Origin of the sequence: Actinomadura chibensis NBRC 106107 (assembly GCF_001552135.1) — a bacterium.
Classification (GTDB): Bacteria; Actinomycetota; Actinomycetes; order Streptosporangiales; family Streptosporangiaceae; genus Spirillospora; species Spirillospora chibensis.
The window spans coordinates 1-26,973 of the sequence record NZ_BCQP01000038.1 but is presented as its reverse complement, the minus strand read 5'-3'; the positions used below and the strand labels follow the sequence as shown (position 1 = coordinate 26,973).

The following is a 26,973-nucleotide window of genomic DNA, read 5'->3' as shown; positions in this document are numbered from 1 at the left end:
CGGCGCAGCCGCTCGCGGTGCGGATGCGCCCGCGCGCCCTCGACGAGGTGGTCGGGCAGGGCCACCTGCTCGGGCCCGGCACCCCGATCCGGCAGCTCGTCGACCGGGACGTCCCCATGTCGCTCGTCCTGTGGGGCCCGCCAGGCACGGGCAAGACGACCCTCGCCACGGTCGTCAGCCACGTCACGTCCCGCCGGTTCGTGGAGATCTCCGCGGTCAGCGACGGCGTCAAGCGCGTCCGCGCCGAGATCGACCTCGCCCGGCGCGAGCTCGGCATGGCCGGGCGGCAGACCGTCCTGTTCGTCGACGAGGTCCACCGCTTCAACAAGGCCCAGCAGGACGCGCTCCTGCCCGCCGTCGAGAACCGCTGGGTGTCGTTCATCGGCGCCACCACCGAGAATCCGTTCTTCTCCGTCATCAGCCCGCTGCTGTCCCGGTCGCTGCTGCTCACCCTGGAGCCGCTCGGCGACGACGAGCTGCGCGAGGTGATCCGCCGCGCGCTCACCGAGGAGCGCGGCCTGGACGGCGCGGTCACCCTCGACCCCGCCGCCGAGGACCACCTCATCCGCCTCGCGGGCGGCGACGCCCGCCGCGCCCTCACCTACCTGGAGGCCGCGTCCCTGGTCGTCGACGACGGCGGGACGGTCGACGCCGACGTCCTGGAGAAGGCCGTCGACCGGGCCGCCGTCCGCTACGACCGCGAGGGCGACCAGCACTACGACGTCATCAGCGCGTTCATCAAGAGCATCCGCGGCAGCGACGTCGACGCCGCGCTGCACTACCTCGCCCGCATGATCGAGGCCGGCGAGGACCCGCGCTTCATCGCCCGGCGCCTCATCGTGCACGCCAGCGAGGACGTCGGCATGGCCGACCCGACCGCGCTGCAGACCGCGGTCGCCGCCGCGCAGGCGGTCGAGTTCGTCGGCCTGCCCGAGGCCCGCATCAACCTCGCGCAGGCGGTGGTGCACCTGTCGCTGGCGCCGAAGTCCAACGCGGTGATCATGGCGGTGGACGGTGCGCTCGCCGACGTCCGCAAGGGCCTCGCCGGGCCCGTCCCCGGCCACCTGCGCGACGCGCACTACAAGGGCGCCGCGAAGATCGGGCACGGGGAGGGCTACAAGTACGCGCACGACCACCCGGGCGGGGTCGTCCGGCAGCAGTACGCCCCGGACGCCGTGCAGGGCCGCGAGTACTATCGCCCGACCAGGCACGGAGCCGAATCCCGGTTCACCGAGGTCCTCGCGCGGATACGCTCCGTCCTGCGCGGCGAGCGGTGATCGCCCGCCCTGGCCCGTGGTCCCGCCGCGCGGCGCGGGGGACCGGTAAGGTCTGTCAGGCCGTGTCGCCTCCGGGCGGCCCCGGCCGAGCCGAACTCGCACGAAACGGAAAGCCCTGATGCTCACTGGTGGACAGCTCGCGGGTCTCATCGTGGCCGTGTTCTGGGCGGTGCTCGTCTCGTTCATCGCGCTCACCCTGCTGCGGCTCTCCCGCCTCCTCGCCGAGGCGGGCAAGGTCGTCCGCGAGATCGGCGACCAGGCCGCCCCCCTGCTGGACGACATGTCCCGGACGGTCCGCCGCGCCGACGAGCAGCTCGGCCGCACCGACGTCATCACCAAGCAGGTCGCCGGGGTGACGCAGAACGTCTCGGCGGTCACCACCGTCATGACCTCGGTGGTGGGCGGGCCGCTGGTGAAGGCGGCCGCGTTCTCCTACGGGGTCCGCAAGGCGCTCGCGAGCGGCGGCCGCGACGGCGACGAGCGGGCCGCCGCGCCCGGCAGGCCGCAGCTCCAGGCCCGTCCGCAGCCGCGCCGGCAGTCCCGTCCCACCACCGGGAGGGGGCGGCGATGAAGCGGCTGTTCTGGGTGACGGTCGGCGCGGGCGCCGGAGTGTACGTCTCGCACCGCGTCAAGCGGCGCGTGGAACGCTTCGCCCGGACGTGGTCGCCGGGCGGCGTCGCGGCGCGGGCCGTGGCGACCGGCCAGGGCGCGGGCGACCGGCTGAGGCATTTCGCCTCCGACGTGCGTACCGAGATGAGGGCCCGCGAGGACGAGCTCCGCGAGGCCGTCCGCATGGACCAGGCCCCGCCGGACGCGCTCGCCGCCCGGCCCCGCCGGGTGCTCAGGGCGCGGTACACGATCGTGGGAGAACCCGGCAACGGCTTCGACCACGGCACCGACCACAGCATCGACCACAGCGACGACGACAAGGATGGCCACTGATCATGGAGTCGGCAGAGGTGGCGCGCCGCTTCCTCGGTTTCTTCGAGGAGCGCGGGCACACGGTGGTGCCCTCGGCCAGCCTGGTCGCCGAGGACCCGACCCTCCTGCTGGTCAACGCGGGCATGGTCCCGTTCAAGCCGTACTTCCTCGGCCAGCGCACACCGCCGTCCCCGCGGATGACCAGCGCGCAGAAGTGCGTCCGGACGCCGGACATCGAGGAGGTCGGCAAGACCACCCGGCACGCCACGTTCTTCCAGATGCTGGGCAACTTCTCCATCGGCGACTACTTCAAGGAGCAGGCGATCCCGTTCGCCTGGGAGCTGCTGACCCGGTCCCGGGAGGACGGCGGCTTCGGCTTCCCCGAGGAGAGGCTCTGGGCCACCGTCTACACCGACGACGACGAGGCCGCGGCGATCTGGCACGACAAGGTCGGCGTCCCCCTCGACCGCATCCAGCGGCGCGGCATGGAGGACAACTTCTGGTCGATGGGCGTCCCCGGCCCGTGCGGCCCGTGCTCGGAGATCTACTACGACCGCGGCCCCGAGTACGGCCGCGAGGGCGGCCCGGTCGCCGACGAGGACCGCTACCTCGAAGTGTGGAACCTCGTCTTCATGCAGTACGAGCGGGGTCCGGGGGAGGGCAAGACCGACTTCCCGATCCTCGGCGACCTGCCCTCGAAGAACATCGACACCGGCATGGGCCTGGAGCGCATGGCGGCGATCCTGCAGGGCGTCGACAACATCTACGAGACCGACACGCTGTGGCGCGTCCTCGACCGCGCCGCCGGGCTGACCGGCACCCGGTACGGCCGCGAGCACCGCGCGGACGTGTCGCTGCGCGTCATCGCCGACCACGTCCGCAGCGGGACGATGATGGTCGCCGACGGCATCCGCCCCGGCAACGAGGGCCGCGGCTACGTGCTGCGCCGCATCCTGCGCCGCTCCATCCGCAACCTGCGCCTGCTCGGCGGCGAGGACGCGGGCCTCATGCACGAGCTGACCGCCGTCGCGATCGCGGCGATGGGCGAGCAGTACCCGGAGCTGGTCCGCACCGCCGCGAACATCCACACGGTCATCGACGCCGAGGAGGACTCCTTCCTCCAGACGCTCCGCACCGGCACCGCGATCTTCGACACCGCCGTCGAGCAGACCCGGCGGGCGGGCGGCGCGACCCTCGCGGGCGACCAGGCGTTCAAGCTGCACGACACCTACGGGTTCCCGATCGACCTCACCCTGGAGATGGCGTCCGAGCAGGGCCTCCAGGTCGATGAGGAGGGCTTCCGTCGGCTCATGCGCGAGCAGCGGGAGCGCGCCAAGAAGGACGCCCGCGACAAGAAGACCGGCAACCTCGACGTGTCCGTCCTCGACGAGCTGCTCACCGGCGCGGGCGGCCGGGTCGACTTCATCGGCTACCGGCACCTGCTCGGCGACGCCCGGCTCGTCGGGCTGCTGGTGAACGGCGCGAACGCGCCCGCGGCGGGGGAGGGCACCGAGGTCGAGGTCGTCCTCGACCGCACCCCCTTCTACGCCGAGGGCGGCGGCCAGCTCGCCGACCACGGGGTGATCCGGCTCGGCAACGGCGCCGTCATCGAGGTGACCGACGTCCAGTCGCCGCTCGCCGGGCTCATCGTCCACCGCGGCCGCGTCGCGAGCGGCGAGGCGCGGGCGGGCGACACCGCGCACGCCGAGGTGGACGTCGAGCGCCGCCGCGCGATCTCCCGCTCGCACACCGCGACCCACATGGTGCACGCCGGGTTCCGGCGGGCGCTCGGCGAGTCCGCGGCGCAGGCCGGGTCGGAGAACTCGCCGGGCCGGTTCCGGTTCGACTTCACCGCGTCGGGCGCCGTCCCGCCGAGCGTGCTCCGCGACGTCGAGGACGAGGTCAACGACGTCCTCGTCGGCGACCTCGACGTCCGCGCGTTCCACACCTCGATCGACGAGGCCCGCGCGATGGGCGCGCTCGCCCTGTTCGGCGAGAAGTACGGCGACGAGGTCCGGGTCGTCGAGGTCGGCGAGTACTCCCGGGAGCTGTGCGGCGGCACGCACGTCGCGCGGTCCGGGCAGCTCGGCCTGATCAAGGTGCTGGGCGAGGCGTCGATCGGCGCGGGCGTCCGCCGCGTCGAGGCGCTCGTCGGCATCGACGCGTTCCGGTTCCTGGCGCGCGAGAGCGTCCTCGTGGCGCAGCTCGCCGAGCAGCTGAAGGCGCGCAAGGAGGAGCTGCCCGAGCGCGTGTCCGGCGTCGTCTCCCGGCTGCGCGAGGCGGAGAAGGAGCTCGAAAAGCTCCGCTCCCAGCAGGTGCTCGCCGTCGCCGGGTCGCTCGCCGACGGCGCGAAGGACGTGAACGGCATCGCGTTCGTCGGCCACCGCGCCCCGGACGGCACCGGCGCCGACGGCCTGCGCAAGCTCGCCGTCGACGTGCGCGGGCGGCTGACCGCCCGGCCCGCCGTCGTGATGGTCGCGGGCGTGCCGAAGGACCGTCCCGTCGTGGTCGTCGCCGTCACCGAGGGCGCCCGCGAGCGCGGCCTGAAGGCGGGCGCGCTCGTCGGCCTCGCGGCGAAGGCGCTCGGCGGGGGCGGCGGCGGCAAGGACGACCTCGCCCAGGGCGGCGGCGCGAACCCGGGCGCCGTGGGGGAGGCGCTCGCCGCCGTCCAGCAGGCCGTAGGGGCCGCGTGAGGCCGGGGCTTCGGGGGGAACACGCGCCGGGGTCCGGGCCATGAGGCCCGGCGTCCGGCTGGGGGTCGACGTCGGGAGCGTGCGCGTGGGGGTCGCGCGCTGCGATCCCGGCGGCATACTCGCGACGCCGGTGGAGACGATCAAGAGCGGCAAGGGCGACGTCGACCGGCTGGTCGCCCTCGCCGCCGAGCACGAGGCGATCGAGGTGGTCGTCGGCCTGCCGACGTCCCTGTCGGGACGCGAGGGCCCGGCCGCCCAGGCGGCCCGCGCGTTCGCGGCGAGGCTGGCGGGCCGGCTCCCCCAGGGGTCGGTCCGGCTGTACGACGAGCGCCTCACGACGGTGACGGCGGAGAGCGGCCTGCGGGCCGGAGGAGTGCGCGGCAGGGCGCGGCGCGCGGTCGTCGACCAGGCGGCCGCGACCGTCCTGCTCCAGGCCGCGTTGGACGCGGAACGGTTGACGGGCAACCCCCCAGGCGAGATCGTCCGGGAGAGCTCATGAACGACTTGGACCTGTTCTCAGACCCCTACGGCGAGGGCCAGCCGCCCGACGACCGCCACGGCGGCAGGCGCGACCAGCGGCGCGTCCGCAGGCGGCAGAAGCGGCGCCGCCGCAACGGCCGCGCCGCCGCCATGTTCGCGCTGGCGTTCCTCGTCGCCGTGTTCGGCACCGCCGGCGTCCTCGGCTACGCGTGGCTGGACAACCGGACGCACCCGCCGGACTACTCGGGCGCCGGGTCCGGGAACGTGACCGTCCAGATCAAGGACGGCGCGAGCGGCTCGGTGATCGGGCTGACGCTGGAGCGGCACCGCGTGGTGAAGAGCTCGCGCGCGTTCGTGAAGGCCTACAACAAGGAGGCGCGGGCGTCGAGCATCCAGCCGGGCTTCTACCAGATGCGGCGGGAGATGTCGTCGGCCGCGGCGATGGCCCTGCTGCTCGACCCGAAGTCCCGGGCCGGGAACCAGATCACGATCCCGGAGGGGCGGCGGGCCGTCGAGGTCTTCGAGCTGCTGGGGAAGAAGACGGGGATCCCCGTCCGCGAGTTCCAGGCGGCGGCGAAGCGGCCGCAGTCGCTCGGGCTGCCCGCGTACGCCAAGGGCAAGGTCGAGGGGTTCCTGTACCCGGGGCGCTACGACCTCGACCCGAACGGGACGGCCGAGCAGATCCTCAAGCAGATGGTGGGCCGGTTCACCCAGGAGGCCGAGAGCGTCGACCTCGTCGGGAAGGCGCGCCAGGCGCGCATGAACCCGACCACGGTGATCACCCTGGCCAGCCTGATCCAGGCGGAGGGCGGCAAGCCGAGCGACCTGCCCAAGATCTCCCGGGTGATCTACAACCGGGTCGACAAGGGCATGCCGCTGCAGTTCGACACGACCGTCCTGTACGCGCTGAACAAGCGGACCCTCACCGTCACCAACCAGGACCTCCAGGTCGACTCGCCCTACAACACCTACAAGCACAAGGGCCTGCCGCCCGGACCGATCGCGAACCCGGGCCCGGACGCGATCGAGGCGGCGCTCGCTCCCGAGGAGGGCGACTGGCTGTTCTTCATCGCGACGGACCCGTCCCGCAAGATCACCGAGTTCGCGGTGACCGACGCCCAGCGCGTCCGGCTGGAGCAGAAGTTCCGGGCGTGGCAGCGGGCGCACCCGGGCCAGTGACTCCGGACGCGACGGGCCGCCGCCGGGCGGCGGTGCTCGGCTCGCCGATCGCGCATTCGCTGTCCCCGGCGCTGCACCGGGGGGCCTATGCGGCGATGGGCCTGCACGCCTGGTCCTACGAGGCGATCGAGTGCGGCGAGGACGGTCTCGCCGCGCTGCTCGACGGCCTCGGCCCCGAGTGGGCGGGACTGTCGCTGACGATGCCGCTCAAGCGGGTCGCGCTGGGCCTGGTCGACACCGTGTCCGACCTCGCGGTGAAGGTCGGCGGGGCCAACACGGTCGTGCTGCGGGACGGCCGCCGCCACGGCGACAACACCGACGTCCACGGCATCGTGACCGCGCTGACCGAGGCCGGGCTGGACGCCCCGCTGGCGAAGGAGGGGGCGTCGGCGGTGGTGCTGGGCGGCGGCGCGACGGCGGCGTCCGCGCTGGCCGCGCTCGCCGGGCTCGGCCTGGACGGGGCGGTCCTCGCCGCCCGCACCCCGGAGCGCGCCGCCGAGGCGGCCGACGTGGGGGAGCGGTTCGGGCTCGCGGTCCGGGTCGTGCCGCTCGACCGGGTCACCGAGCACCTGCCCGCCGACCTGGTGGTGTCGACGCTGCCCGGCCGTGCCGCCGACCCGTTCGCCGAGCCGGTCGCCGCGTCCGGCGCGGCCCTGTTCGACGTCGTGTACGCGCCGTGGCCGACCGCGCTCGCCGCCGCCGTCGAGCGCGCGGGCGGGACGGTCGTCGGCGGCTTCGAGATGCTGCTGCACCAGGCCGTCCGGCAGGTGGCGCTGATGACCGGGCGCGACGACGTGCCCGTCGCCGCGATGCGCGCCGCGGGCGAGGCCGAACTCGCCCGGCGCGGCTGATCCCTCTCACCCGGGCGGGTCGCGCGGCGGGCGGCGCCGCTTCACCGACTCGTCGACGCTGGTCAGGACGATCGGCAGGATCACGCTCAGCCAGAAGTCCCGCCAGCCCCACGCGCCGGCGGCGACGCCGAGCACGCTGCCCGAGCAGACCGCGCCGAGCACCACCGCCGCCCAGTGCCGCCGCGCGAACCCGACCGGGTCGCCGAGCCTGCGGTGCGGCAGCAGGTCGCCGAGCGGGCGGCCGCGGGCGTGGGCGCGCTGCACGACGGTCGCGTCCGGCAGCCAGTGCAGGACGTCGCCGCTGCCCGCGAGCGGGAGGCGGCTGAGCGCGATCAGGGTCTCCAGCCGCCACCACAGCGTCCACAGCGAGGTGCGCCCGCCGCCCGGGCCGCCGTTGGAGCGCGGGTCGGCGGCCTCGCCGCGCACGAGCGTCCGGAACGCGCGCGCGACGGCCGGGCCGTGTGGCCCGCGCGGGTCCCGCAGCAGCGCGGACAGCGCGATCGGCAGCCCGTAGTGCCACAGCGCGAGCCGCCACACCGGCTTCGCCCCGGCGCCGTGCGGCGAGACGTCGTAGGTCTCGATCCAGGTGTGGTCGTCGTCGGGGTCGAGGTGGGCGAGGAGCCAGTCGTAGGCGTCCAGGAGCCGGTCGGTCCGCAGTCCTGGACGCGCCTCCGACAGCGTGACCAGCGCGAACGCGGTGTGCGTGACGGTCGGCGCGGACTCCTGCGTCGGGCCCCAGCCGGGGCGGGCGGCGGTCCGGTCCGCGGTGAGCCACTCCACGCCCCGGTCGACCGCCGGGTCGTAGGGGTTGAGCTGGCTGAGCGCGCGGAGCGCCAGGCACGTCAGCCACACCCGGGACCGGCAGCCGCGCAGCGACCCCCATCCGCCGTCGGGGTTCTGGTTCTGCAGCAGCCACTGGTAGGCGCGCTTCAGGTCGGGGGCGTCGTCGCGGAGGTCGCAGCGGGCGCGGGCGAGGAACCGGGCGATCCAGCCGGTCGCCTCGACGACGGGCATGCCGAGGCTGGTCTTGGTGGCCCAGCCGCCGTCGCGGAGCGCGTCGCCGGACGCGGTCTGCCGGGACGCGAGGAACGCGAGCCCCTCGTCGAAGTACTCGAAGGGGCGTCCGGCCTCCACGAACGCCAGCAGGCCGAGGGCGGTCGCGGTCATGCCGGGCTCGGGGCGCGCCAGCTCGTGGTACCAGCCGCCGCCGGTGCCGAGCGCGTGCGCGTAGGTGTCGCGGAGGACGTCGAGGGATTCCTCCAGCCGCGCGTGCAGCACCGCGAGGTCAACGGCGGCCGTGCCGGGGGCGGCGGGCGCGGCGGCGGGAGGTTCGGCGCGGGGGGCCGGTGCGGGGAGCGGGGTTCTCTGGTTCACGATGGTGCCTTCTGCTGACTTTGTTCCCGCGTAGCCAGGTTTTGTACCGCATGGGTTCTATGTCGGTATCCGTCGGCGTACAGATCACTGGCGGATACCGGCCGCGTCCGCCGGGCACCGGGCACGGTGGAGGGCGGGACCGCGCGACGCCCGGACTGGAGGAGGCTTGGTCGAGCCGACGCCGCGGCACGAGCCCGGCCATGACTGCGTCCTCTGCCCGCCCCTGCGGTTCCGGTTCAACGAGATGGCCGACCTGCCGGGCGAGGCGGGCGTCGTCGCGCGCGACGCCGACTTCCTGCTGATGCCGGACGTCGCGCCGCTCGCCGAGGGCCACCTCCTCCTCGTGACCCGCGAGCACCAGCAGTGCGCCGCCGCCTTCGCCCCGCCGCTGTGGGAGCGGGCCCTGCGCTGGCGCGACCGCGTCGCCCGCCTGTACCGCCGCGCCTACGGTTCGGACGACCTGCTCCTCTTCGAGCACGGCCCGGCGAGCCCGCAGGGTGGCGGCGCGTGCATCGACCACGCGCACTGGCACTTCCTGCCCGGCGCGCACGGCGTGCGGAGGGCCGCCGAGGACCGGGGGCTCCCCGGCGCGCCCGCCGGGCACGCCGCGCTGCGCGCCCGCTTCCGCGCTGGGCGCTCCTACCTGCTGATCGAGGAGGACGGCGTCGCGACCGTCCATCCGGGGGACGGCGTGCGCAGCCAGTTCCTGCGCTGGGCCGTGACCGCCGCCGGACGGCCGGGCGGGGCGTGGCGCTGGCAGGAGACGTTCGGCCTCCCGGCCAGCAGGCGCCGCTTCCTGCTCACCCTGCGATCGTTACGGGCCGCGGTCGAGGACGAGCCGCTGTCCGGCGCGCCTCAGTCCTCCGACAGCCACCAGTAGAGCTCGGACGCGGCGAGCCGGTCGCCGAACCCCGCCCGCTCCACGCCGTCGCGGTATCCGCTCGGGTACTCCATCGGCGGCCGTCCGCGCCGGTGGGCGAGCACCCGCTCCAGGGACGTCGGCCCGAACCGCAGCAGCCACAGCGGAGAGCCTTGGACGGTCTCGTCCAGGATCGGCAGAAGCGCCTGCACCTCGCTCCCGGCCGTGGGACCGGGGCGGCCGAGTAGCCGCGCCAGGGTCGGCGCCTCGGAGACGACCAGGTCGGCGAGCGCCAGCGTCGGCAGGACGTCCTCGGCCGGGAGCCGCTCGTCGACGTCGTGCGGGACGAGGTCGAACGCGACCTTCGTCCCCGCGCCGCGGGCCAGGCGCGCCGCCGCGTGCAGCGCGTCCCGCGAGACGGGGGACAGGAGCGAGTAGCCGTCGATCGCCAGCACGTCGGCGGCCGCGATCCTCGCGGCGGCCGCCGCGACGTCCCCGCCGGTCAGGCGGCGTGCGGGCGGGTCGTCCCGGACGACCAGCAGCCGGACGCCGGGCCCGCCGCCGCCCCCGTCGTCGCGCAGCATGACCGACACGCCGTTCGGCGCGCCCGGGTCCACGCACAGCAGGTCGCCCGCCCCGAGCCGCCGCAGCTCCCGGCGGATGACCGGCGTGAAGTCGTCGTCGCCGACCTTGGCGAGGACGTCCACCCGGCGGAAGCAGCGGGTCGCGGCGCGGGCCAGGTTGACGGCCGTCCCCGCGACCACGGCGCGCGCGGGTGCGTAGGAGAGGCGGTCGGCGTCCAGGTCGGCGAACCGGACGCCGGGCAGCGCGGCGCGGACCTCGATCCCCACGTCCCCGATGACGACCATGGCGAAGCGGCGCTCGTCGGCGCCGTCCAGTCCCGGCCACTCCGCCGGGGACGGGCCCCTGCCGCCCGGCATCTCAGCCGGACGACGCCAGGAACGCCCGCATCACCGGGCGCAGGCTCGGAATCAGCTCGTAGGCGCCGATCTCGTCCAGCGGGACCCAGGCGCACCCGTCGAGATGGTCGCTCTCCTCCTGGTTCTCCAGGCTGGGGTCGAGCGTGACCGGACGGCACCGCCGCGCCGCCGCCACCACGCGGATCTGCCCGCCCGCCGGGCGGCCGGGGCCGGGACGGTCGGGCATGAACCACTGCCACAGGTGGAACGGCGGACCGGGGTCGATCTTGAGGCCGACCTCCTCCCACACCTCCCGCCTGATGTGGTCGTCGAGGCCGAGGTCGGCCTCGACCTCCAGCCGCCCGCCGGGCACCTCCCAGCGCCCCGGGTGGAACGGGTCGGACGCCGACTTGCGGACGAGCAGCAGCCGCCCGCCGGACACGATGAACGCCTTCTGCGCGAACTGCAGGGTGATCGGGGAGAGGGCGGTGAGGGGGCCGGCCGCGCCGGCCTCGGCCGAGGGCATCGCGGAACTACCTCCCCTGGCCCTGGGCGGGCCGCTCCGGAGGGTGCGGGGCGTCCCCCCACATGAGATCGGGCCGTGGTCCCGTCACCGTAACAGCGCCGGACCGTGACGCCGAGAGGACCGCCGGGCCAGAACTTCCTCACCTGTCCGGCCGGGCCCCGGCGGCCCCGGACGCCCCGCGCCGCGCCGGAACGACCGTCCGGCCCGGGAATGGGCGCCGGCCCCACGCTGTTGAGCACGGTGGCGTACCTCACTCAGGCACCACGGCGGGTCCCGCCGACGGCCGCGGCCCGGCCGGCGCGGGGGCTCCGCGCGGGTGGTATTCTTGGTGGCCGACCGGCTCTGCGCGCGCGACCCAGCGGTGGCGCGCGCCGGGCACACAAGCGGAGGCCACCTCCCACCTGACCGGCCTGCAAGGCCGGTGGGTCTCGGTCCGGCGAACGGGCGCGCGGCGCTCGTCCAGCCGTCGTCCCCGAGCGGCCAGGCCGCCGGGGAGACCGAAGGTGGCCCCGTGCGTGACGTCGTGCGGGGCTTTTCTCGTGGAAGCCTCGGGGTACGACCGGTCAAACGAACGTGAACGGCCCCAAGGAGGTCCCATCAGCGCCGAACCGCGTATCAACGACCGCATTCGCGTGCCCGAGGTCCGGCTCGTCGGCCCGAACGGCGAACAGGTGGGCATCGTGCCCATCGCCAAGGCCCTTGAACTCGCGCGCGAGTCGGACCTCGACCTCGTCGAGGTCGCGCCCACGGCGCGCCCGCCCGTCGCCAAGCTCATGGACTACGGCAAGTTCAAGTACGAGTCCGCGATGAAGGCGCGTGAGGCGCGCAAGAACCAGGCGCACACGGTCATCAAGGAGATCAAGCTCCGCCCGAAGATCGACCCGCACGACTACGAGACCAAGAAGGGTCACGTGGTGCGGTTCCTGAAGGCCGGGGACAAGGTGAAGGTCACGATCATGTTCCGCGGTCGTGAGCAGTCCCGTCCCGAGCTCGGTTTCCGGCTGCTGCAGCGGCTCGCCGACGACGTCGAGGAGCTCGGCTTCGTCGAGTCGCGGCCCAAGCAGGACGGCCGGAATATGATCATGGTGATCGGCCCGCACAAGAAGAAGACGGCCCGCGGTCAGGAGACCGAGAGCGCCTGACGGCCGTCCCGGGACCGCCCGCGCGGCGGGCCCGGTACCGCGACCTCGCGGGCGGAGCGGGGTCACGGCGCACGTAGATTGAAGCCTGACCAGGCGCGTCCACGGCAGCCCGTGCGATGCGTCGATCAGGCGCGCCCCCGTGCCGTCCGCACGGGGCAGGGACATGAGGGAGACGACGGCGACCATGCCGAAGACCAAGACCCACAGCGGTGCCAAGAAGCGCTTCAAGCTGACCGGCACCGGCAAGGTGATGCGCCGCCGCGCCAACCGCAACCACCTGCTTGAGCACAAGCCGTCCAAGCGGACCCGGCGGCTGGACGGCCCGGCCGTGGTGGCCGACGCCGACGCCAAGAACATCAAGAAGCTGCTGCGCAAGTAGCACCCGACCGGCAACATCAGCGACCGGCCGAGGCCCGACGGCCCCGGCCCCCACGAAGGAGTTCAGCACGTGGCACGCGTGAAGCGGGCGGTCAACGCCGCCAAGAAGCGTCGGGTCGTCCTGGAGCGGTCGAGCGGCTACCGCGGCCAGCGCTCTCGCCTGTACCGCAAGGCCAAGGAGCAGCAGCTCCACTCGATGACCTACGCGTTCCGTGACCGCAAGGACCGCAAGGGGCAGTTCCGCCGCCTGTGGATCCAGCGCATCAACGCGGCGGCCCGCGCCAACGGCATCACCTACAACCGGTTCATCCAGGGCCTGAAGGCCGCCGAGGTCGAGGTCGACCGGCGCATGCTCGCCGAGCTCGCCGTGAACGACGCGCCCGCCTTCGCCGCCCTGGTCAAGGTCGCCAAGGACGCGCTCCCCGCCGAGGGAAGCACGGAGGCGGCCTGAGCCCGGGCATCCGGACTCGGGCGAACGACGCGACATGGCGGGCCGCGAGCTGACCTCCGTCCGGTCTCCACGGGTGAAGGCCGCTCGGCGGCTCGCCAAACGGGCCTTCCGGCGCCGCGAGAACCGGTTCCTCGCCGAGGGGCCGCAGGCGGTCCGGGAGGCGCTGGAGATCCCCGGCGGGCTCGCCGAGCTGTTCACCACGGCCGAGGCGGAGGCCCGCCACCCCGAGCTGGTCGCCGCCGCCGAGCGGGCGGGCGCGCCGGTGCTGCGCGTCAGCGGCGAGATCATGGCCGAGCTCGCGCAGACCGTCACCCCGCAGGGGCTGCTGGCGGTGTGCGGGTTCGTGGACGTTCCGCTGGAGAGGGCGCTCGCCGCGCGTCCCCGGCTGGTGACCGTCCTCGCGCACGTCCGCGACCCCGGCAACGCGGGCACGGTGCTGCGCACCGCCGACGCGGCGGGCTCGGAGACGGTCGTGTTCACCGACGCGTCCGTCGACCCCTACAACGGCAAGTGCGTGCGCGCTTCCGCGGGCAGCCTGTTCCACCTGCCCGTGGTCGTCGGCCCGCGGTTCGACGCGCTCATCCCGGAGCTGCGCGCCGCGGGGCTCACCGTCCTCGCCGCGGACGGCGGGGGCAAGCGCACGCTGGACGAGGCGCTCGACGACGGCCTTCTCGCGCGGCCCACCGCCTGGGTGTTCGGCAACGAGGCGTGGGGGCTGCCCGCCGAGATCCTCGGCAGCGTCGACGAGGTCGTGCGCGTCCCGATCCACGGGCGCGCCGAGAGCCTGAACCTCGCGACGGCCGCGGCCGTATGCCTCTATGCCTCGGCCCGCGCCCAGCGCGGGAGGTGACCGGCGGCCCGCCGGCCGCCGCTGCGGTGCGTGACCGGATGGCCGCAACCGGTCGTCCCGGTCGCCGTGCTCCGGGCGGTGAGCTGGGAGGATGTTCCGCACGCCGGCACCGGTCCGGGGGTGGAGCGACCGGTGCGGGACTCGTCCGCAGGTAGGAGCGGAAACGGGCCTGACGAGGGAGTTCTCGGCCCCGGTCCGCTGCCTACGGTGTTGATCAGTGCTTTGACCAGGGGCGGCGCCGATGCCGTGCAGAGTGGGGGCGAACGTGATGACCGAGGAGATCTGGCCGGCCAGAAGGGCGGGCCGGCGCGGGCCGGAGGTGCGGTGCGCGCCGCGCGCTCCCGCCGCGGCTCCCGGGGTCTCCGGCGCGCGGGCCGGGGGCGACCGCGGCCCGGCCGGACGCGTCCCGGGCGGGCTCGCCGCGGGTGCCGTCCCGAGCGCGGCCCCGAACGCCGCCCCGAGGGACGCCGACCTGCGGGTCGAGGTCGCGCTGCGGCACGGCGACACCGCCGTCGTCGCGGTCGCGGGCGAGATCGACCTGCACACGGCCGACACCCTGCGCGCGCGGCTCGTCGAGCTGCACGGCGCGGGGACGCGCCGCCTGGTGGCCGACTTCGCGGCCGTCCCGTTCTGCGACGCGGCCGGGCTCGGCGCGCTCGTCGCCGCGCACAACCAGGTGTCGGCGACCGGCGGCGAGATCGCGCTCGCCGGGGTCCGCCCGGCCCAGCTGCGGCTGCTGCGGATCACCGGGCTCGACCGCCTGTTCGCCGTCCACCCGGACGTGCCGGACGCGCTCGCCGGGCACGACTCGCCGAGCACGTCCCGGTGATGTCCGCGGGCCCGGCGGCGCGGGGCCGGTCCCGGGGCCGCCGCGATCCCGCCCGCGGGCTACAGATGCCTTTCCGCAGGGGGCTTTCCGGGTCCCGCAAGACGCCCGACTGCGGCTAGAGTCTCTTCTCGACAGGCCGCGTTCCCTTCGGTGTTCTGGAGGCCGCTGTGGGCGGAGAGGAAGCCCCTCGCGTGGCCGCCCGCGTGCCCGCGCAGAGGTCCGCGGCCGGCCCCGGCGGGGATCCGTCCGGCCGCGCCCCGGTCGCCGCCGACGACCTGCCCGACGGGCTCGTCGTCGCGGGCCGCGACGCCCGGGTGGTGGTGTTCAACGCCGCCGCCGCGCGGATGACCGGCGTCGAGGCGGGGTCCGCGCTCGGCCGCGACTTCCGCGACGTCCTGCCGCTGCACGACGCCGAGGGCCGCGACTGGTGGAAGTGCCTCGCCCCTTACGACGGCCTCGCCACCCGCACCCGCCACCCCGAGCGCGTCCTGTTCCTGCCCGACGGCACGGAGGTGCTGGTCACCGCCGCCTACCGGCGCGACGGGGAGGGCCGCGTGGAGCGGTTCACCGTGTGCCTGCGCGACGCCCTGCACCGCGCCCGCCAGGAGCGCGACCGCGCCGACCTCGTCTCCACCGTCGCGCACGAGCTGCGCTCCCCGCTGACCAGCGTGAAGGGCTTCACCGCGACGCTGCTCGCCAAGTGGCACCGCTTCAACGACGACCAGAAGCGCGTCATGCTGGAGACGGTCAACGCCGACGCCGACCGGGTCACCCGGCTGATCACCGAGCTGCTCGACGTGTCCCGCATCGAGGCGGGCCGCCTGGAGATGCACCGCCAGGTCGTCGACCTGCCGGAGGAGGTCCGCAAGGTGATCGCGGGCCGGGTCGCGGCGGGCGAGGCGGAGGACCGGTTCCGCTTCGAGACGCGCGGCGAGCTGCCCGAGATGTGGCTCGATCCCGACAAGATGGACCAGATCCTCGGTAATCTCGTGGAGAACGCGGTGCGCCACGGAGCGGGCACCGTGACGATCGTGGTCGAGCCGGACGCGCACAAGGAGGGAGCCGCCGTGTCGGTGCGCGACGAGGGCGAGGGCATCCCGCCCGAGGCGGCCCAGCGCGTCTTCCGGCAGTTCTGGCGCGGCCCCGGCGGCAACCGCCGCGGCGGCACCGGCCTCGGGCTCTACATCGTGAAGGGCCTGATCGAGGCGCACGGCGGCGTGATCTCCGTGCGGCGGGCGCCCGGCGGCGGCGCCGAGTTCCGATTTACCGTGCCCGCAGGGGCCCCCGACCACGCCGGCTGAGCCCGGCGGCCGCCGGGCCCCTGGACGGGCCGCGCGTTCCGCGCACGCTTTCCGGATCTTCACCGCCCGCGCACTAGACTGCGGGCGTCCCACGCCGACCGGAGTCGATGACACAGCCATGTCTGCACCCAACAAGTCCTTTGATCCCGTCGAGGTGTCCGCGCTGAGCGCGGAGGAGCTGGAGCGGGCCCGCGACGCGGCGCTCGCGGCCATCGCCGCCGCCGCCGACCTCGACGAACTGAAGCAGGTCCGCCTGGCGCACGCGGGCGACCGCTCCCCGCTGGCGCTCGCCAACCGCGAGATCGGCGCGCTGCCGCCCGCCGCCCGCGCCGACGCGGGCAAGCGCATCGGCGCCGCCCGCGGGGCCGTCGCCCAGGCGCTGAAGGCGCGCCAGGCGGAGCTGGAGGAGGAGCGCGACCAGCGCGTGCTGGTCGAGGAGACCGTCGACGTCACGCTCCCGTGGGACCGCGCCCCGCGCGGCGCCCGCCACCCGCTGACCACCATGCAGGAGCGGATGGTCGACGTCTTCGTCTCGATGGGCTTCGAGGTCTCCGAGGGCCCCGAGGTCGAGGCCGAGTGGTACAACTTCGACGCCCTCAACTTCCTGCCCGACCACCCGGCCCGCACGATGCAGGACACCTTCTTCGTCGAGTCGGAGGAGTCGGGCCTGGTGATGCGGACGCACACCTCGCCGATGCAGATCCGGTCGCTGCTGTCGCGCGAGCTGCCGGTGTACGTGGTCGCGCCGGGGCGCACGTTCCGCACCGACGAGCTGGACGCCACCCACAGCCCCGTCTTCCACCAGTTGGAGGGCCTCGCGGTCGACGAGGGCCTGACGATGGCCGACCTGCGCGGCGGCATCGACGCCTACGTCAAGGGGATGTTCGGCGAGGGGCTGAAGACGCGGTTCCGGCCGTCGTACTTCCCGTTCACCGAGCCGTCCGGCGAGGTGGACATGCAGTGCTTCGTGTGCCGGGGCGGGTCCGCCGAGCCGGGCGCCGAGCCGTGCCGCACCTGCGGCTCGGAGGGCTGGATCGAGCTCGGCGGCTGCGGCATGGTCAACCCGCGGGTGCTGCGCGCCTGCGGCGTCGACCCGGACCGCTACAGCGGCTGGGCGTTCGGGCTCGGCGTCGAGCGGACGCTGATGTTCCGGCACGGCGTGGAGGACATGTACGACATGGTGGAGGGCGACGTCCGGTTCACCCTCCCGTTCGGGACGGAGATCTGATGCGGGCCCCGCTTTCCTGGCTGCGCGAGTACGTCGAGCTGCCCGCCGGCGTGACGGGACGCGCCCTCGCCGAGAAGCTGATCGCGGCGGGCCTTGAGGTCGAGACGGTCGAGCGCGCCGGAGCCGACATCACCGGGCCGCTCGTCGTCGGCGAGGTGCTGGCGTTCGAGGAGCTGACCGGGTTCAAGAAGCCGATCCGGTACTGCCAGGTGAACGTCGGCGACGCGAACGGGACGGGCGAGCCGCAGAACATCATCTGCGGCGCGACCAACTTCGCCGTCGGCGACCGCGTGGTCGTGATCCTGCCGGGCGGCGTGCTGCCCGGCGGGTTCGAGATCGGCGCCCGCAAGACCTACGGCCGGGTGTCGGAGGGCATGATCTGCTCGATCAGCGAGCTCGGCATCGGGGAGGACCACAGCGGCATCCTCGTCCTGCCCGCGGACGCGCCGGTCGGCGCGGACGCGATCGAGCTGCTCGGGCTGCGCGACGACGTCCTCGACATCGCCGTCACGCCCGACCGGGGCTACGCGCTGTCGATCCGCGGCCTGGCCCGCGAGGCGGCGACCGCGTTCGACGTGCCGTTCAAGGACCCGGCGGACGTGGAGCTGCCTGAGAAGAACGGTGAGGCGTACCCGGCGAGCATCGGCGACCCGACCGCGTGCGACCGGTTCGTCCTGCGCGAGGTGCGGGGGCTCGACCCGGACGCGCAGACCCCGATGTGGATGCGGGTCCGCCTGCACCGCGCCGGGATGCGCCCGGTGTCGCTGGCCGTGGACGTCACCAACTACCTGATGCTGGAGCTCGGGCAGCCGCTGCACGCGTTCGACCGGGGCAAGCTCACCGGCCCGATCGTGGTGCGCCGCGCCGCCCCCGGCGAGGAGCTGGAGACGCTCGACCACGTCAAGCGCAAGCTCGACCCCGAGGACATCCTGATCACCGACGAGTCGGGCCCGATCTCGATGGCCGGGACGATGGGCGGCCTCGCCACCGAGATCGACGAGCGGTCGTCGGACATGGTGATCGAGGCGGCGCACTTCGACGCGATCGGCACCGCGCGGATGAGCCGGCGGCACCGGCTGCACAGCGAGGCGTCGCACCGGTTCGAGCGCGGCGTCGACCGCGAGCTGCCGCTGTACGCCTCGTACCGGGCGGCGCGGATGCTCGCCGAGCTGGGCGGCGCGGAGGTCCTGCCGGGCGTGACGCACGCCGAGGCGCCGGTCGAGCCGGTGACGGTGACGATGCCCGCCGGGCACCCGGGACGGGTCGCGGGCATGCCGTACACGCGGGACGCGGTCGTCCGCCGCCTGGAGCAGGTCGGCTGCGCGGTCGCCGGCGACGACGTGCTGACCGTGACGCCGCCGTCGTGGCGTCCGGACCTCACCGAGCCGAACGACCTGGCCGAGGAGGTCATCCGGCTCGAAGGGTATGAGGAGATCCCGGCGCGGGCGCCGCGCCCGGTCGCGGGGCAGGGGCTGACCGTCCGGCAGCGGCTGCGGCGCCGGGTCGGCCGCGCGCTCGCGGGCGCCGGGTACGTGGAGGTGCTGGCGTTCCCGTTCGTGTCCGACAAGGACCTGGACGGTCTCCAGCTCCCCGCCGACGACCCGCGCCGCCGCACGATGCGGCTGGCGAACCCGATGTCGGAGGAGGAGCCGCTGCTGCGCACCACGCTGCTGCCCGGCCTGTTCAAGGTCCTGGCGCTGAACGTGGGACGCGGCTTCGCCGACGCCGCCCTGTACGAGCTGGGCGTGGTGTTCCGGCCGCGGCCGGATGCCCCGGAGCGGGCGCCGCGCCTCCCGGTCGACCGCGGCCCGACGCCGGAGCAGCTCGCGGAGGTCGAGGCGGCGCTGCCGGACCAGCCTCACCGGGTGGCGGTCGTCCTGTCGGGCGACCGGGAGCCGTCCGGCTGGTGGGGCGGGGCGCGTCCGGCGCTGTGGGCGGACGCGATCGAGGCCGCCCGCACGGTCGCCCGCGAGGTCGGCGTGGAGCTGACCGTGAAGGCCGACCAGCACGCGCCGTGGCATCCGGGCCGGTGCGCCGCGCTCTACGCGGGCGGCACGCTCGTCGGGCACGCGGGCGAGCTGCACCCGCGCGTCACGAAGGCGTACGGGCTGCCCGCGCGGACGTGCGCGATGGAGCTGGAGCTGCGCCTGCTCGGCGAGCCGGTGGCGGTGACCGCGCCGCACGTGTCGACGTATCCGGTCGCGACGCAGGACGTCGCGCTGGTCGTCGGCTCGGGGGTGCCCGCCGCCGAGGTCGAGGCGGCGCTGCGCGACGGCGCGGGCGGGCTGCTGGAGGCGATCCGCCTGTTCGACGTCTACACCGGCGAGCAGGTGGAGGAGGGGCGCAAGTCCCTCGCGTACTCGCTCCGGTTCCGCGCCTCGGACCGGACGCTCACCGCCGAAGAGGCGTCGCGGGCCCGTGACGCCGCGGTCGCCGCGGCGGCGGAGCGCACGGGCGCAGTGCTGCGCGGCGCCTGACCGATCCCGCCGAGGCCGCCCCGGACCGGCGTCCGGGGCGGCTTCGCCGTCTCAGCCCGCGTGGTCGAGGGTTCCGTCGCGGCGTCCGGCGGAGACGAGCCGGTCCATCGACACCGCCGCGACGGCGTACCAGCAGGCCCCGACCAGCGCCTCGGTGGCGAGCAGGCCCGCGACATGGCCGATCGGCGCGCCGTCCAGGATGCCGCGCACCGCCTCCAGCCCGTGGACGACGGGCAGCGCGTTCGCCGCGGTCCGCAGCGGCCCCGGCCATACCGACACCGGGACGTTCACCCCGCCGAACGTCATCACGATCCCGTAGGCGAAGTTCAGCACGAGCCACTCGGCGCCGCGCGTCCGCAGCGCGACGCCCGCGAGCGCGCACCCGTACCCGTAACTGCTCGCGAGGATCAGCACGATGACCGGGATCGCGTATCCGGCGCGCGGCCACGGCAGCGGGACGCCGAGCAGCGGCGGCAGCACCAGCCACGCGGTGAGGGAGCTGACCAGCCCGGTCACCGTCCACTGGAGGCCGCGGCCGAGGTAGACGGGCAGGTGCCCGGACGGGGCGATGGCGAGCAGCGGCAGCGTCCCCATCCGGCGCTCCCCGGCCAGCGAGATCACCACGATCGTGGACTCCATGCAGGCCAGCACCACGATGTTGCCGACCAGCACGTACCGCATGGTCGTGTCGTCGCCGACGTAGCCGCCGAGCAGGGCGTAGAAGGTGGCCTGGCAGAGCAGCCGGACGAGCCAGCCGAACGTCCACGTCCGCCACGTGTACACGGCGCCCATCTCGGCGAACCCGAGGATGAGGGCCTCCCGGACGATCCTCAGCGTGTGCCTCACGCGTGCCCCACCGTCCCGAAGCGCCGGGCCCGGTCGACGTTGCGGCGGGTCAGCCACAGCCCGGCCGCCAGCGCCGCCGCGCCGAGGCCGAGGATCGCCGCGAGGCCCCCGGCCGGGCCGCCCGCGTCGCCGCGGACGGCGCCGCGCAGCAGGTCCGCGCTCCACGACAGGAACACGACGCGGCTGACCGGGTGCAGCCAGCCGGGCAGCGCCGCCGCCGGGACGAGGATCCCGCCAAGGATGTAGAACGGGTAGCCCAGCGAGTTCTGCAGCACCTCCCGCGCCCGCGTCAGGGCGAGCACCGCCGACAGGAGCGTCGCCGTCCCGACCGCCGCGAGGCAGGTCGCGGCGACCGCGGCGGCGAACAGCGCGGGGTCGGCGACGGTCAGCACGCGGCCGAAGCCGAGCGCCGCGACGAGCCACGACTCGGCGAACGCCGCCGCGCCGGGGAGGGTGACGAGCGTGACCCGTCCGGCGACGATCAGTCCGAGCGGGACGGGGGCCGCGACCAGCGCGTGGAGCCGTCCGGCCCAGCGGTCCTCGGGGACGATCCGTCCCGCGTAGTCGAGCGCGGCCACCCACAGCCCGATCAGGCCGGGGGCGAGGACGGCGTTGGCGAGGACGTCCGGCCGGTGCGAGGTGATGGTCAGCGCCAGCATCGTCGTGGTCTGCATGGGCGCGATGAGCAGGACCAGGGCGTGCTCGGGGCTCCGCCGCGAGAGCCGCGCCTGGAGCAGCGCCGCCTGCCACAGCACGCGGGCCCATGCCGTCCGGGGCGCGCTCATACCCGCATCCCCCGGTCGCCGACGGCGCGCAGGTAGACCTCTTCGAGGGTGGGGCGCCCGCGCCGGGCGGTGAGGACGTCCCGGTCCAGCAGCCAGGCGAGGACGCGGCGGGTGCCGTCCCGGTCGCCGGTGTGGACGCGCCAGCCGCCATCCCCGCCGTCCCGGCGCTCGACGTCGGTCACGCCGGGCAGCAGCGCCAGCGCGTCGGCGAGGGACGGGTCCGGATGGTCGTAGTCCACGCATTCGCGGTCGCCGAGGAACCGCCCGACCCCGGCGGGCTCCCCGGTCAGCAGGAGGGCGCCGCGGTCGATCAGGGTGACGCGGTCGCAGAGCGCGGTGGCCTCGTCCATGTCGTGCGTGGCGAGCAGGAACGTGCGCCCCTCGGCGCGCAGTTCCAGGACGAGTCTCCGGAAGGCGTTCGCCGCGACCGGGTCGAGGCCGGAGGTCGGCTCGTCCAGGAACAGGACGCGCGGCTCGTGCAGCAGGCCGCGCGCCAGGTGCAGGCGCTGCCGCATGCCGCGCGAGAAGCGCTCGACCGGCTCGTCGGCGCGGTCGGCGAGGCCGACGCGGTCGAGCAGCGCGGCGGCGCGGGCGCGCGACGTCCGGGCGTCGAGCTTGTACAGCGCGCCCCAGAACAGCAGGTTGCGGCGGGCGGACAGCCGGTCGTACAGGCCGCGGTCGCCGCCGAGGACGAGCCCGACCGACGCCCGGACGGCCCGGGTGTCGGCGACGACGTCGCGGCCGAGGATCCGCGCGGACCCGGCGGACGGCAGCAGCACGGTCGAGAGGATCTTGACGAGGGTGGTCTTGCCCGCCCCGTTCGGGCCGAGCAGGCCGTGGATCTCGTTCTGGTCGACGGTGAGGGACAGGTCGTCCAGGGCGACGACGCCGTCCCGGCGCCGGCGCGCGTAGACGCGGCGCAGGCGCGAGGTTCGCACGGCGGGTTCCATGGCCCCCACCGTCGCCGTAAGGCGGGTGGCGAAGCGCTAAGGCGGCGCCTTAACCCGGGAGGCGTCAGACGAGGCCGCGGTCGCGGGCGGCGGCCACGGCCTCGGCGCGGGACCCGGCGCCGAGCTTGGCCATGATCCGCGACACGTGGACGCTCGCCGTCTTCGGGGAGATGACCAGCTCCTCGGCGATCTCCCGGTTGCCGCGGCCGCGGGCGAGCAGCCGCAGCACCTCCGACTCGCGGGCGGTGAGCGGCCCGCCGGACGTCCCGGCGAGGCCCGCGCGGCGGGCCCGCTCGGAGATCCGGCGGGCGAGCGGCGCGGCGCCGAGCCGGGCGGCGATCCCGGCGGCGCGGCCGAGCCGTTCGGCGGCGGCGCCGCGCTCCCCGGCCTCAAGGTCGGCGCAGGCCGCGTCGAACAGGGCGCTGGCCAGCGGGTACGGCCGTTCCAGCGTCTCCCAGCCGGTGATCGCGGCGGGCCACGCGGACGCGTCGCCGGTCAGCGCCGCCACGGTCGCCGCGTGCGCCGCCGCCACCGGGGTCGCGGCGGGCAGCCGCGCCGCCAGCGCCGGGATCTCCGCGCGGCGCGGCCCGCCGGCGCGGGCGGCGGTCTCCAGCAGCGGCCACAGGTAGCACGGCTGGACGGCGAGCCGCGGATGCCGCAGGACGGCGTCGAGGGCGGCGCGGGCCGCCGGGCGGTCGTCCTCCGCCAGCCGCCACTCGATGAGCATCTGGGCGAGCGGCAGCGTCGTCTGCGGGAACCCGGCGTCCAGCGGGACGCCGAGCGCCGCCGGGTCGGGCTCGGGCCCCGTGCCGCGCGCGGCGAGCAGGGCGGTCTGCCAGATCGCCGTCTGCACGCGGAACGCGGCGGCGTGGTGGTGCTCCAGGCTGCGCCGCAGGGACTCGGCGGCCTCGTCCCAGCGGCCGAGCAGGTACAGCGCCTCGACGCGGTTGACGGCGAGGGGCAGCCCGGCGCTGCGCGCGAGCCCGGCGTCTTCGGCGGCGGCGAGGCCCTCGTCCGCGAGCGCGAGGCCCACGGCGGTGCGGCCCGCGTTCACGTGGCAGTGCGCGAGCTGGTTCAGGGTCCGGATGTGCTCCCACGGGGCGCGTCCCGCGTGCCGCAGCCGCTCCAGGGGCGCGAGGTCGCCGTCGCCGTCGCGGGCCTCCGCCGCGGCGACGGCGACCTCCAGCGCGGACGCCGCCGCCGGGAGGCCGAGGTCGCGGGCCAGGCGCAGCCCCTGCCGCGCGAGCCGCCCGCCCTCGCCGGTCTCCCCGTAGACGAGCAGCCGGGGGCTGATCCGCGCGAGCACCCAGACGCGGGTCGGGTCGGGGCGCGCGGCGAGCCTCTCGGCCTCGCGCAGGTCGTCCAGTTCGCCCTCGTCGCCCTCGTACCCGCGCAGCATTCCGCGGAGGACCAGCAGACAGGCGGCCGTGCCGGGGGCGGCGGCGCGGTCGGTCCCGGCCAGCGCGCGCCGGACGAGCGGCATCCCGCGCGCCGGGTCGCCGACGGCCCCGGCCGCCTCCGCCGCCGCCATCAGCACCTCGTGCCGGGCGCGCCCGGTCAGCTCGGCCGCGTCCGGGACGCGGTCCCACAGCCCGAGCACGCGTTCCAGCAGCGCCAGCTCCTCGGCGTAGGCGGTGGCGGCCCGGCGCTCCCCGGCCGCGCGCCACGCCGCCTCGAGCGCCCTCGCGTGGTCGCCGCAGCCCTGCCAGTGGACGGCGAGCGCGCTCGCCGGCGCCTCGCTGAGCGCGGGCGCCCGCTCGATCGCCGCGGCGTAGCGGCGGTGGAGGGCGGACCGCTCGCCTGGCAGCAGGTCGGCGTGGACGGCCTCGCGGAACAGCGCGTGCCGGAACGCGTACCCGTCGCCGTCCGGGGTGAGCAGGCCGTGGTCGGCGGCCGGGCGCAGCGCCTCGCTCAGTTCGGCGTCGTCCAGCCCGGTCACGGCCGCGAGCAGGCCGTGCCCGACGCGGTCGCCCGCGGCGCTCGCCGTCCGCAGCGCGTCGCGGGCGGCCGGGGGCAGCCGCCGGACGCGGTCGAGCAGCAGGTCGCGCAGGGTTCCGGGCACCGCCGCGCCGGGGCTGCCGACGAGCGCCTCGACGAACAGCGGGTTCCCGCCGCCGCGCGCGTGCACGTCCCGCACCAGCCCCGGGTCGGCCGTGCCGAGCAGGCCCCGCACCTGGTCGGCGACCTCGGACACGGTGAGCGGCGGCAGGTCGAGGCGGGTCACATGCGGGAGCCGGGCGAGGTCGGCGAAGAACGGCCGCGGCTCCGGCTCCTCCGGGCGGAACGTGACGACCGGCAGCACCCCGCCGCGCGGCGGGTTCCGGAAGAGGAACGACAGGAGGTCGCGGGTGGAGCGGTCGGCCCAGTGCGCGTCCTCCACGACGAGGGTGAGCGGCTCGTCCGCGCCGAGCCGCTCGACCAGGGTCAGGACGTGCTCGAACAGCCGGAGCTGCCCAGTGCCGTCGTCTGGCGGGGGCGGGGCGGCGGTCAGCCCCGGCATCAGCCGTCCGAGTTCGGGGACGGCCGTGCCCGGCATCAGCGCGACGACCGCGTCCCGCCCGGCGCGCCGCAGGATCGCGCTGAACGGCGCGTACGGCAGGCTCGCCGCGCCGAGGTCGAGGCAGCAGCCGGTCAGCGCCCGGCGGTCGCGGGCGAACTCGGTGATCAGGCGCGTCTTCCCGGCGCCCGCCTCGCCGCCGACGAGGACGGCGGCGGGCTCGCCCGCGCACGACCGCGCGTGCGCGGCGCGTAAGGCGTCCAGTTCGGCGGCGCGCCCGGCGAACACGGGTCCGGCGGTTCCCATCCGGTCCAGCATGCCGGGTCTTGGCGCGACTTGCGTACCGATAAGCCATCGGCTACCCTATTTCGCGCCACATTGTCGCCCGGTTGGGGAGTCCATTGAGGATCTGAGGTCCGACACCGCGCAGCGGCCGTCCATCGGCCCGCGCACGTGACCTCAGTGCGGACTCTGATCCCGCCGGGCTTTTCCATGCCCGCCGGCGCGTCGCGCGTTCCCGCGGTGTCTCCATGCGTCCCGCACCTGCTCATCACCATGGAGGCCACCCATGTCTTTTGCCGTCGTGTGCTCGGATCTGACGTTCGCCTGGCCGGACGGCACCGTCGTCCTGGACGGCCTCGACGCCGCCTTCGGCACCGGCCGGACGGGCCTGATCGGCGTCAACGGATCCGGCAAGTCCACCCTGCTGAAGATCATCGCGGGTGAGCTGCGCCCGGCGTCGGGCAAGGTGAGCGTCGAGGGGGAGACCGGCTACCTGCCGCAGAACCTCGTCCTGGACGACGCCGCCACGGTCGCGGACCTGCTCGGGATCGCCGCGACCCGCGCCGCGCTGCACGCCATCGAGCGCGGCGAGGCGACCGAGGAGAACTTCGCCGCCGTCGGGGACGACTGGGACGTCGAGGAGCGCGCCCGCGCCGAGCTCGACCGCCTCGGCCTGCACCACCTCGACCTCGACCGGACGGTGCCGACGCTGTCGGGCGGCGAGGCCGTGATGGTCGGGCTGGCGGCGCGGTTCCTCGCCCGTCCCGACGTCCTGCTGCTGGACGAGCCCACCAACAACCTCGACCTGGACGCGCGCCTCCGCCTGTACGACGCCGTCGCGTCCTGGACGGGCGTGCTGGTCGTCGTCAGCCACGACCGGGAGCTGCTCGACCGCGTCGACGAGATCGCCGACCTGCGGGACGGCGCGGTCCGGACGTTCGGCGGCAACCTGTCCGCCTACGAGGAGCTGCTCACCGTCGAGAAGGAGGCCGCCGAACGGACCGTCCGCGCCGCCGAGACCGACCTGCGCCGCCAGAAGAAGGAGCTGGAGGACGCGCACGTCAAACTAGCCAGGCGCAAGCGGTACGGCGACAAGATGAACGAGAACAAGCGCGAGCCGAAGATCGTCATGGGCGCGCGGAAGCGGGCCGCGCAGGAGTCGGCCGGCAAGCACCGCATCATGCACGAGGAGCGCCTCGCGGACGCCCGGACGCGCCTCGCCGAGGCGGAGGACGCCGTCCGCGAGGACGCCGGGATCCGCGTCGAGCTGCCCGCGACCCGGGTCCCCGCCGGGCGGACGGTCGTGACCGTCACCGGCCTCCCGGCGCCGCCGGAGCCGGAGCCGGGCACGCTGGCGGAGCTGATCGTCCGGGGGCCGGAGCGGATCGCGCTGGTCGGGCCGAACGGCTCGGGCAAGACGACGCTGCTGCGGGCCCTCGCGGGGGAGCGCGTCCCGGACGGGACGTCCGTCCGGATCGGCGTGGAAGGCGCGCGGTACCTGCCGCAGCGGCTCGACGTCCTCGACGACGGGCTGAGCGTGTTCGAGAACGTCCGCGCGCAGGCGCCGTCGGCGACCCCGGCCGAGATCAGGAACGGCCTGGCGCGGTTCCTGTTCCGGGGGGCGCGGGCCGACCGTCCCGCCGGGACGCTGTCGGGCGGCGAGCGGTTCCGCGCCGTCCTCGCGTCGCTGCTGCTCGCCGAGCCCGCCCCGCGGCTCCTGCTGCTGGACGAGCCGACGAACAACCTCGACATGGCGAGCGCCGCCCAGCTCTCCCAGGCTCTCGCCGCCTACCAGGGGGCGCTGGTCGTGGTCAGCCACGACGTGCCGTTCCTGCGGACCCTCGCCCTGACCCGCTGGCTCCGCATGGACCGCGCGA

Annotated in this window: 24 protein-coding genes; 17 read left to right on the top strand and 7 right to left on the bottom strand. The window is 75.2% G+C overall.

Annotated elements, in window-relative coordinates; translation table 11 throughout:
* The first annotated feature begins 23 nt into the window (after window positions 1–23).
* The 7 genes from ACH01S_RS22035 (at window position 24) to ACH01S_RS22005 (ending at window position 7,401) form a co-directional block, all read left to right on the top strand.
* Window positions 24–1,277, top strand: coding sequence for a replication-associated recombination protein A (locus ACH01S_RS22035; RefSeq protein ID WP_083980993.1), 1,254 nt, complete (start codon window positions 24–26; stop codon window positions 1,275–1,277).
* Window positions 1,278–1,395: 118 nt separating this feature from the next.
* A complete protein-coding gene (locus ACH01S_RS22030) occupies window positions 1,396–1,848 on the top strand; it encodes a DUF948 domain-containing protein (RefSeq protein ID WP_067894369.1) in 453 nt (150 codons plus the stop codon).
* Entirely contained in the window at window positions 1,845–2,219 is a 375-nt protein-coding gene (locus ACH01S_RS22025) for a hypothetical protein (RefSeq protein ID WP_246237221.1), read from the top strand. The genes ACH01S_RS22030 and ACH01S_RS22025 overlap by 4 nt, the downstream gene beginning before the upstream one ends.
* 2 nt (window positions 2,220–2,221) lie before the next feature.
* On the top strand, window positions 2,222–4,891 hold the full coding sequence (alaS, locus tag ACH01S_RS22020; protein ID WP_067894366.1) for an alanine--tRNA ligase: 2,670 nt from the start codon (window positions 2,222–2,224) through the stop codon (window positions 4,889–4,891).
* A gap of 40 nt (window positions 4,892–4,931) precedes the next feature.
* Window positions 4,932–5,390, top strand: a complete 459-nt coding sequence (gene ruvX / locus ACH01S_RS22015; RefSeq protein ID WP_067894363.1) for a Holliday junction resolvase RuvX — start codon at window positions 4,932–4,934, stop codon at window positions 5,388–5,390.
* On the top strand, window positions 5,387–6,550 hold the full coding sequence (gene mltG, locus ACH01S_RS22010) for an endolytic transglycosylase MltG (protein WP_067894360.1): 1,164 nt from the start codon (window positions 5,387–5,389) through the stop codon (window positions 6,548–6,550). Before ruvX ends, mltG begins: the two co-directional genes overlap by 4 nt.
* On the top strand, window positions 6,547–7,401 hold the full coding sequence (locus ACH01S_RS22005; protein WP_067894359.1) for a shikimate dehydrogenase: 855 nt from the start codon (window positions 6,547–6,549) through the stop codon (window positions 7,399–7,401). The genes mltG and ACH01S_RS22005 overlap by 4 nt, the downstream gene beginning before the upstream one ends.
* A gap of 6 nt (window positions 7,402–7,407) precedes the next feature.
* Here the strand turns inward: ACH01S_RS22005 and ACH01S_RS22000 are convergent, their stop codons facing one another.
* Window positions 7,408–8,775 carry a prenyltransferase/squalene oxidase repeat-containing protein gene (locus ACH01S_RS22000; RefSeq protein WP_067894358.1) on the bottom strand — a complete coding sequence of 456 codons (1,368 nt, stop codon included), beginning with the start codon at window positions 8,773–8,775 and terminating at the stop codon, window positions 7,408–7,410.
* A 166-nt stretch (window positions 8,776–8,941) separates the two neighbouring features.
* Here ACH01S_RS22000 and ACH01S_RS21995 point away from each other — a divergent pair, with 166 nt between their 5' ends.
* Window positions 8,942–9,655 (top strand): HIT family protein, encoded by a 714-nt coding sequence (locus tag ACH01S_RS21995; protein ID WP_067894355.1) that lies wholly within the window; start codon window positions 8,942–8,944, stop codon window positions 9,653–9,655.
* On the opposite strand, the gene ACH01S_RS21990 is transcribed toward ACH01S_RS21995, so the two are convergent.
* Window positions 9,631–10,575 (bottom strand): PfkB family carbohydrate kinase, encoded by a 945-nt coding sequence (locus ACH01S_RS21990; protein WP_067894353.1) that lies wholly within the window; start codon window positions 10,573–10,575, stop codon window positions 9,631–9,633. The genes ACH01S_RS21995 and ACH01S_RS21990 overlap by 25 nt on opposite strands.
* Before the next feature lies 1 nt (window position 10,576).
* Window positions 10,577–11,080 (bottom strand): NUDIX domain-containing protein, encoded by a 504-nt coding sequence (locus ACH01S_RS21985; protein WP_067894350.1) that lies wholly within the window; start codon window positions 11,078–11,080, stop codon window positions 10,577–10,579.
* Window positions 11,081–11,712: 632 nt separating this feature from the next.
* On the opposite strand from ACH01S_RS21985, the gene infC reads away from it, so the two are divergent.
* The 8 genes from infC to pheT all read left to right on the top strand — a co-directional run bounded on the left by infC (window position 11,713) and on the right by pheT (window position 19,736).
* A complete protein-coding gene (gene infC, locus ACH01S_RS21980) occupies window positions 11,713–12,222 on the top strand; it encodes a translation initiation factor IF-3 (protein ID WP_067894347.1) in 510 nt (169 codons plus the stop codon).
* Between the two features lie 184 nt (window positions 12,223–12,406).
* Window positions 12,407–12,601 carry a 50S ribosomal protein L35 gene (rpmI, locus tag ACH01S_RS21975; protein WP_067894345.1) on the top strand — a complete coding sequence of 65 codons (195 nt, stop codon included), beginning with the start codon at window positions 12,407–12,409 and terminating at the stop codon, window positions 12,599–12,601.
* Window positions 12,602–12,670: 69 nt separating this feature from the next.
* Window positions 12,671–13,051 carry a 50S ribosomal protein L20 gene (gene rplT / locus ACH01S_RS21970; protein ID WP_083980979.1) on the top strand — a complete coding sequence of 127 codons (381 nt, stop codon included), beginning with the start codon at window positions 12,671–12,673 and terminating at the stop codon, window positions 13,049–13,051.
* Window positions 13,052–13,085: 34 nt separating this feature from the next.
* Window positions 13,086–13,901, top strand: a complete 816-nt coding sequence (locus ACH01S_RS21965; RefSeq protein ID WP_067894338.1) for a TrmH family RNA methyltransferase — start codon at window positions 13,086–13,088, stop codon at window positions 13,899–13,901.
* A 268-nt stretch (window positions 13,902–14,169) separates the two neighbouring features.
* The gene (locus ACH01S_RS43710) at window positions 14,170–14,730 is read left to right on the top strand and encodes an STAS domain-containing protein (RefSeq protein ID WP_148344817.1); all 561 of its coding nucleotides are present in this window, start codon (window positions 14,170–14,172) and stop codon (window positions 14,728–14,730) included.
* Between the two features lie 203 nt (window positions 14,731–14,933).
* Window positions 14,934–16,031 carry a PAS domain-containing sensor histidine kinase gene (locus ACH01S_RS21955; RefSeq protein ID WP_067894633.1) on the top strand — a complete coding sequence of 366 codons (1,098 nt, stop codon included), beginning with the start codon at window positions 14,934–14,936 and terminating at the stop codon, window positions 16,029–16,031.
* 118 nt (window positions 16,032–16,149) lie between these two features.
* On the top strand, window positions 16,150–17,259 hold the full coding sequence (gene pheS / locus ACH01S_RS21950) for a phenylalanine--tRNA ligase subunit alpha (protein ID WP_067894336.1): 1,110 nt from the start codon (window positions 16,150–16,152) through the stop codon (window positions 17,257–17,259).
* Complete coding sequence (gene pheT / locus ACH01S_RS21945; RefSeq protein ID WP_067894333.1) at window positions 17,259–19,736, top strand: phenylalanine--tRNA ligase subunit beta; 2,478 nt, start codon at window positions 17,259–17,261, stop codon at window positions 19,734–19,736. The genes pheS and pheT overlap by 1 nt, the downstream gene beginning before the upstream one ends.
* Window positions 19,737–19,787: 51 nt before the next feature.
* On the opposite strand, the gene ACH01S_RS21940 is transcribed toward pheT, so the two are convergent.
* From ACH01S_RS21940 to ACH01S_RS46545, 4 genes are all read right to left on the bottom strand, one after another.
* The gene (locus tag ACH01S_RS21940; RefSeq protein WP_067894330.1) at window positions 19,788–20,582 is read right to left on the bottom strand and encodes an ABC transporter permease; all 795 of its coding nucleotides are present in this window, start codon (window positions 20,580–20,582) and stop codon (window positions 19,788–19,790) included.
* On the bottom strand, window positions 20,579–21,367 hold the full coding sequence (locus ACH01S_RS21935; RefSeq protein ID WP_148344818.1) for an ABC transporter permease: 789 nt from the start codon (window positions 21,365–21,367) through the stop codon (window positions 20,579–20,581). Before ACH01S_RS21935 ends, ACH01S_RS21940 begins: the two co-directional genes overlap by 4 nt.
* On the bottom strand, window positions 21,364–22,305 hold the full coding sequence (locus tag ACH01S_RS21930; RefSeq protein ID WP_246237222.1) for an ABC transporter ATP-binding protein: 942 nt from the start codon (window positions 22,303–22,305) through the stop codon (window positions 21,364–21,366). The genes ACH01S_RS21935 and ACH01S_RS21930 overlap by 4 nt, the downstream gene beginning before the upstream one ends.
* 76 nt (window positions 22,306–22,381) lie before the next feature.
* Window positions 22,382–25,120, bottom strand: coding sequence for an ATP-binding protein (locus tag ACH01S_RS46545; protein WP_169809329.1), 2,739 nt, complete (start codon window positions 25,118–25,120; stop codon window positions 22,382–22,384).
* 262 nt (window positions 25,121–25,382) lie between these two features.
* Between ACH01S_RS46545 and ACH01S_RS21920 the strand changes: the two genes are divergently transcribed.
* Window positions 25,383–26,973: ABC-F family ATP-binding cassette domain-containing protein (locus tag ACH01S_RS21920; RefSeq protein ID WP_067894630.1), on the top strand; the 1,591-nt coding region annotated here is incomplete at its 3' end.

What these genes read in the sequence shown, in the direction of transcription:
- alaS (WP_067894366.1), top strand. Translation starts at nt 2,222, where the DNA reads ATGGAGTCGGCAGAGGTGGCGCGCCGCTTCCTCGGTTTCTTCGAGGAG.
- ACH01S_RS22025 (WP_246237221.1), top strand. Translation starts at nt 1,845, where the DNA reads ATGAAGCGGCTGTTCTGGGTGACGGTCGGCGCGGGCGCCGGAGTGTAC.
- ACH01S_RS21965 (WP_067894338.1), top strand. Translation starts at nt 13,086, where the DNA reads ATGGCGGGCCGCGAGCTGACCTCCGTCCGGTCTCCACGGGTGAAGGCC.
- ACH01S_RS21935 (WP_148344818.1), bottom strand. Translation starts at nt 21,367, where the DNA reads ATGAGCGCGCCCCGGACGGCATGGGCCCGCGTGCTGTGGCAGGCGGCG.
- ACH01S_RS43710 (WP_148344817.1), top strand. Translation starts at nt 14,170, where the DNA reads ATGACCGAGGAGATCTGGCCGGCCAGAAGGGCGGGCCGGCGCGGGCCG.
- pheT (WP_067894333.1), top strand. Translation starts at nt 17,259, where the DNA reads ATGCGGGCCCCGCTTTCCTGGCTGCGCGAGTACGTCGAGCTGCCCGCC.
- ACH01S_RS21990 (WP_067894353.1), bottom strand. Translation starts at nt 10,575, where the DNA reads ATGCCGGGCGGCAGGGGCCCGTCCCCGGCGGAGTGGCCGGGACTGGAC.
- ACH01S_RS22030 (WP_067894369.1), top strand. Translation starts at nt 1,396, where the DNA reads ATGCTCACTGGTGGACAGCTCGCGGGTCTCATCGTGGCCGTGTTCTGG.
- mltG (WP_067894360.1), top strand. Translation starts at nt 5,387, where the DNA reads ATGAACGACTTGGACCTGTTCTCAGACCCCTACGGCGAGGGCCAGCCG.
- ACH01S_RS46545 (WP_169809329.1), bottom strand. Translation starts at nt 25,120, where the DNA reads ATGGGAACCGCCGGACCCGTGTTCGCCGGGCGCGCCGCCGAACTGGAC.
- rpmI (WP_067894345.1), top strand. Translation starts at nt 12,407, where the DNA reads ATGCCGAAGACCAAGACCCACAGCGGTGCCAAGAAGCGCTTCAAGCTG.
- ruvX (WP_067894363.1), top strand. Translation starts at nt 4,932, where the DNA reads ATGAGGCCCGGCGTCCGGCTGGGGGTCGACGTCGGGAGCGTGCGCGTG.
- pheS (WP_067894336.1), top strand. Translation starts at nt 16,150, where the DNA reads ATGTCTGCACCCAACAAGTCCTTTGATCCCGTCGAGGTGTCCGCGCTG.
- ACH01S_RS21985 (WP_067894350.1), bottom strand. Translation starts at nt 11,080, where the DNA reads ATGCCCTCGGCCGAGGCCGGCGCGGCCGGCCCCCTCACCGCCCTCTCC.
- ACH01S_RS22035 (WP_083980993.1), top strand. Translation starts at nt 24, where the DNA reads ATGCGCCCGCGCGCCCTCGACGAGGTGGTCGGGCAGGGCCACCTGCTC.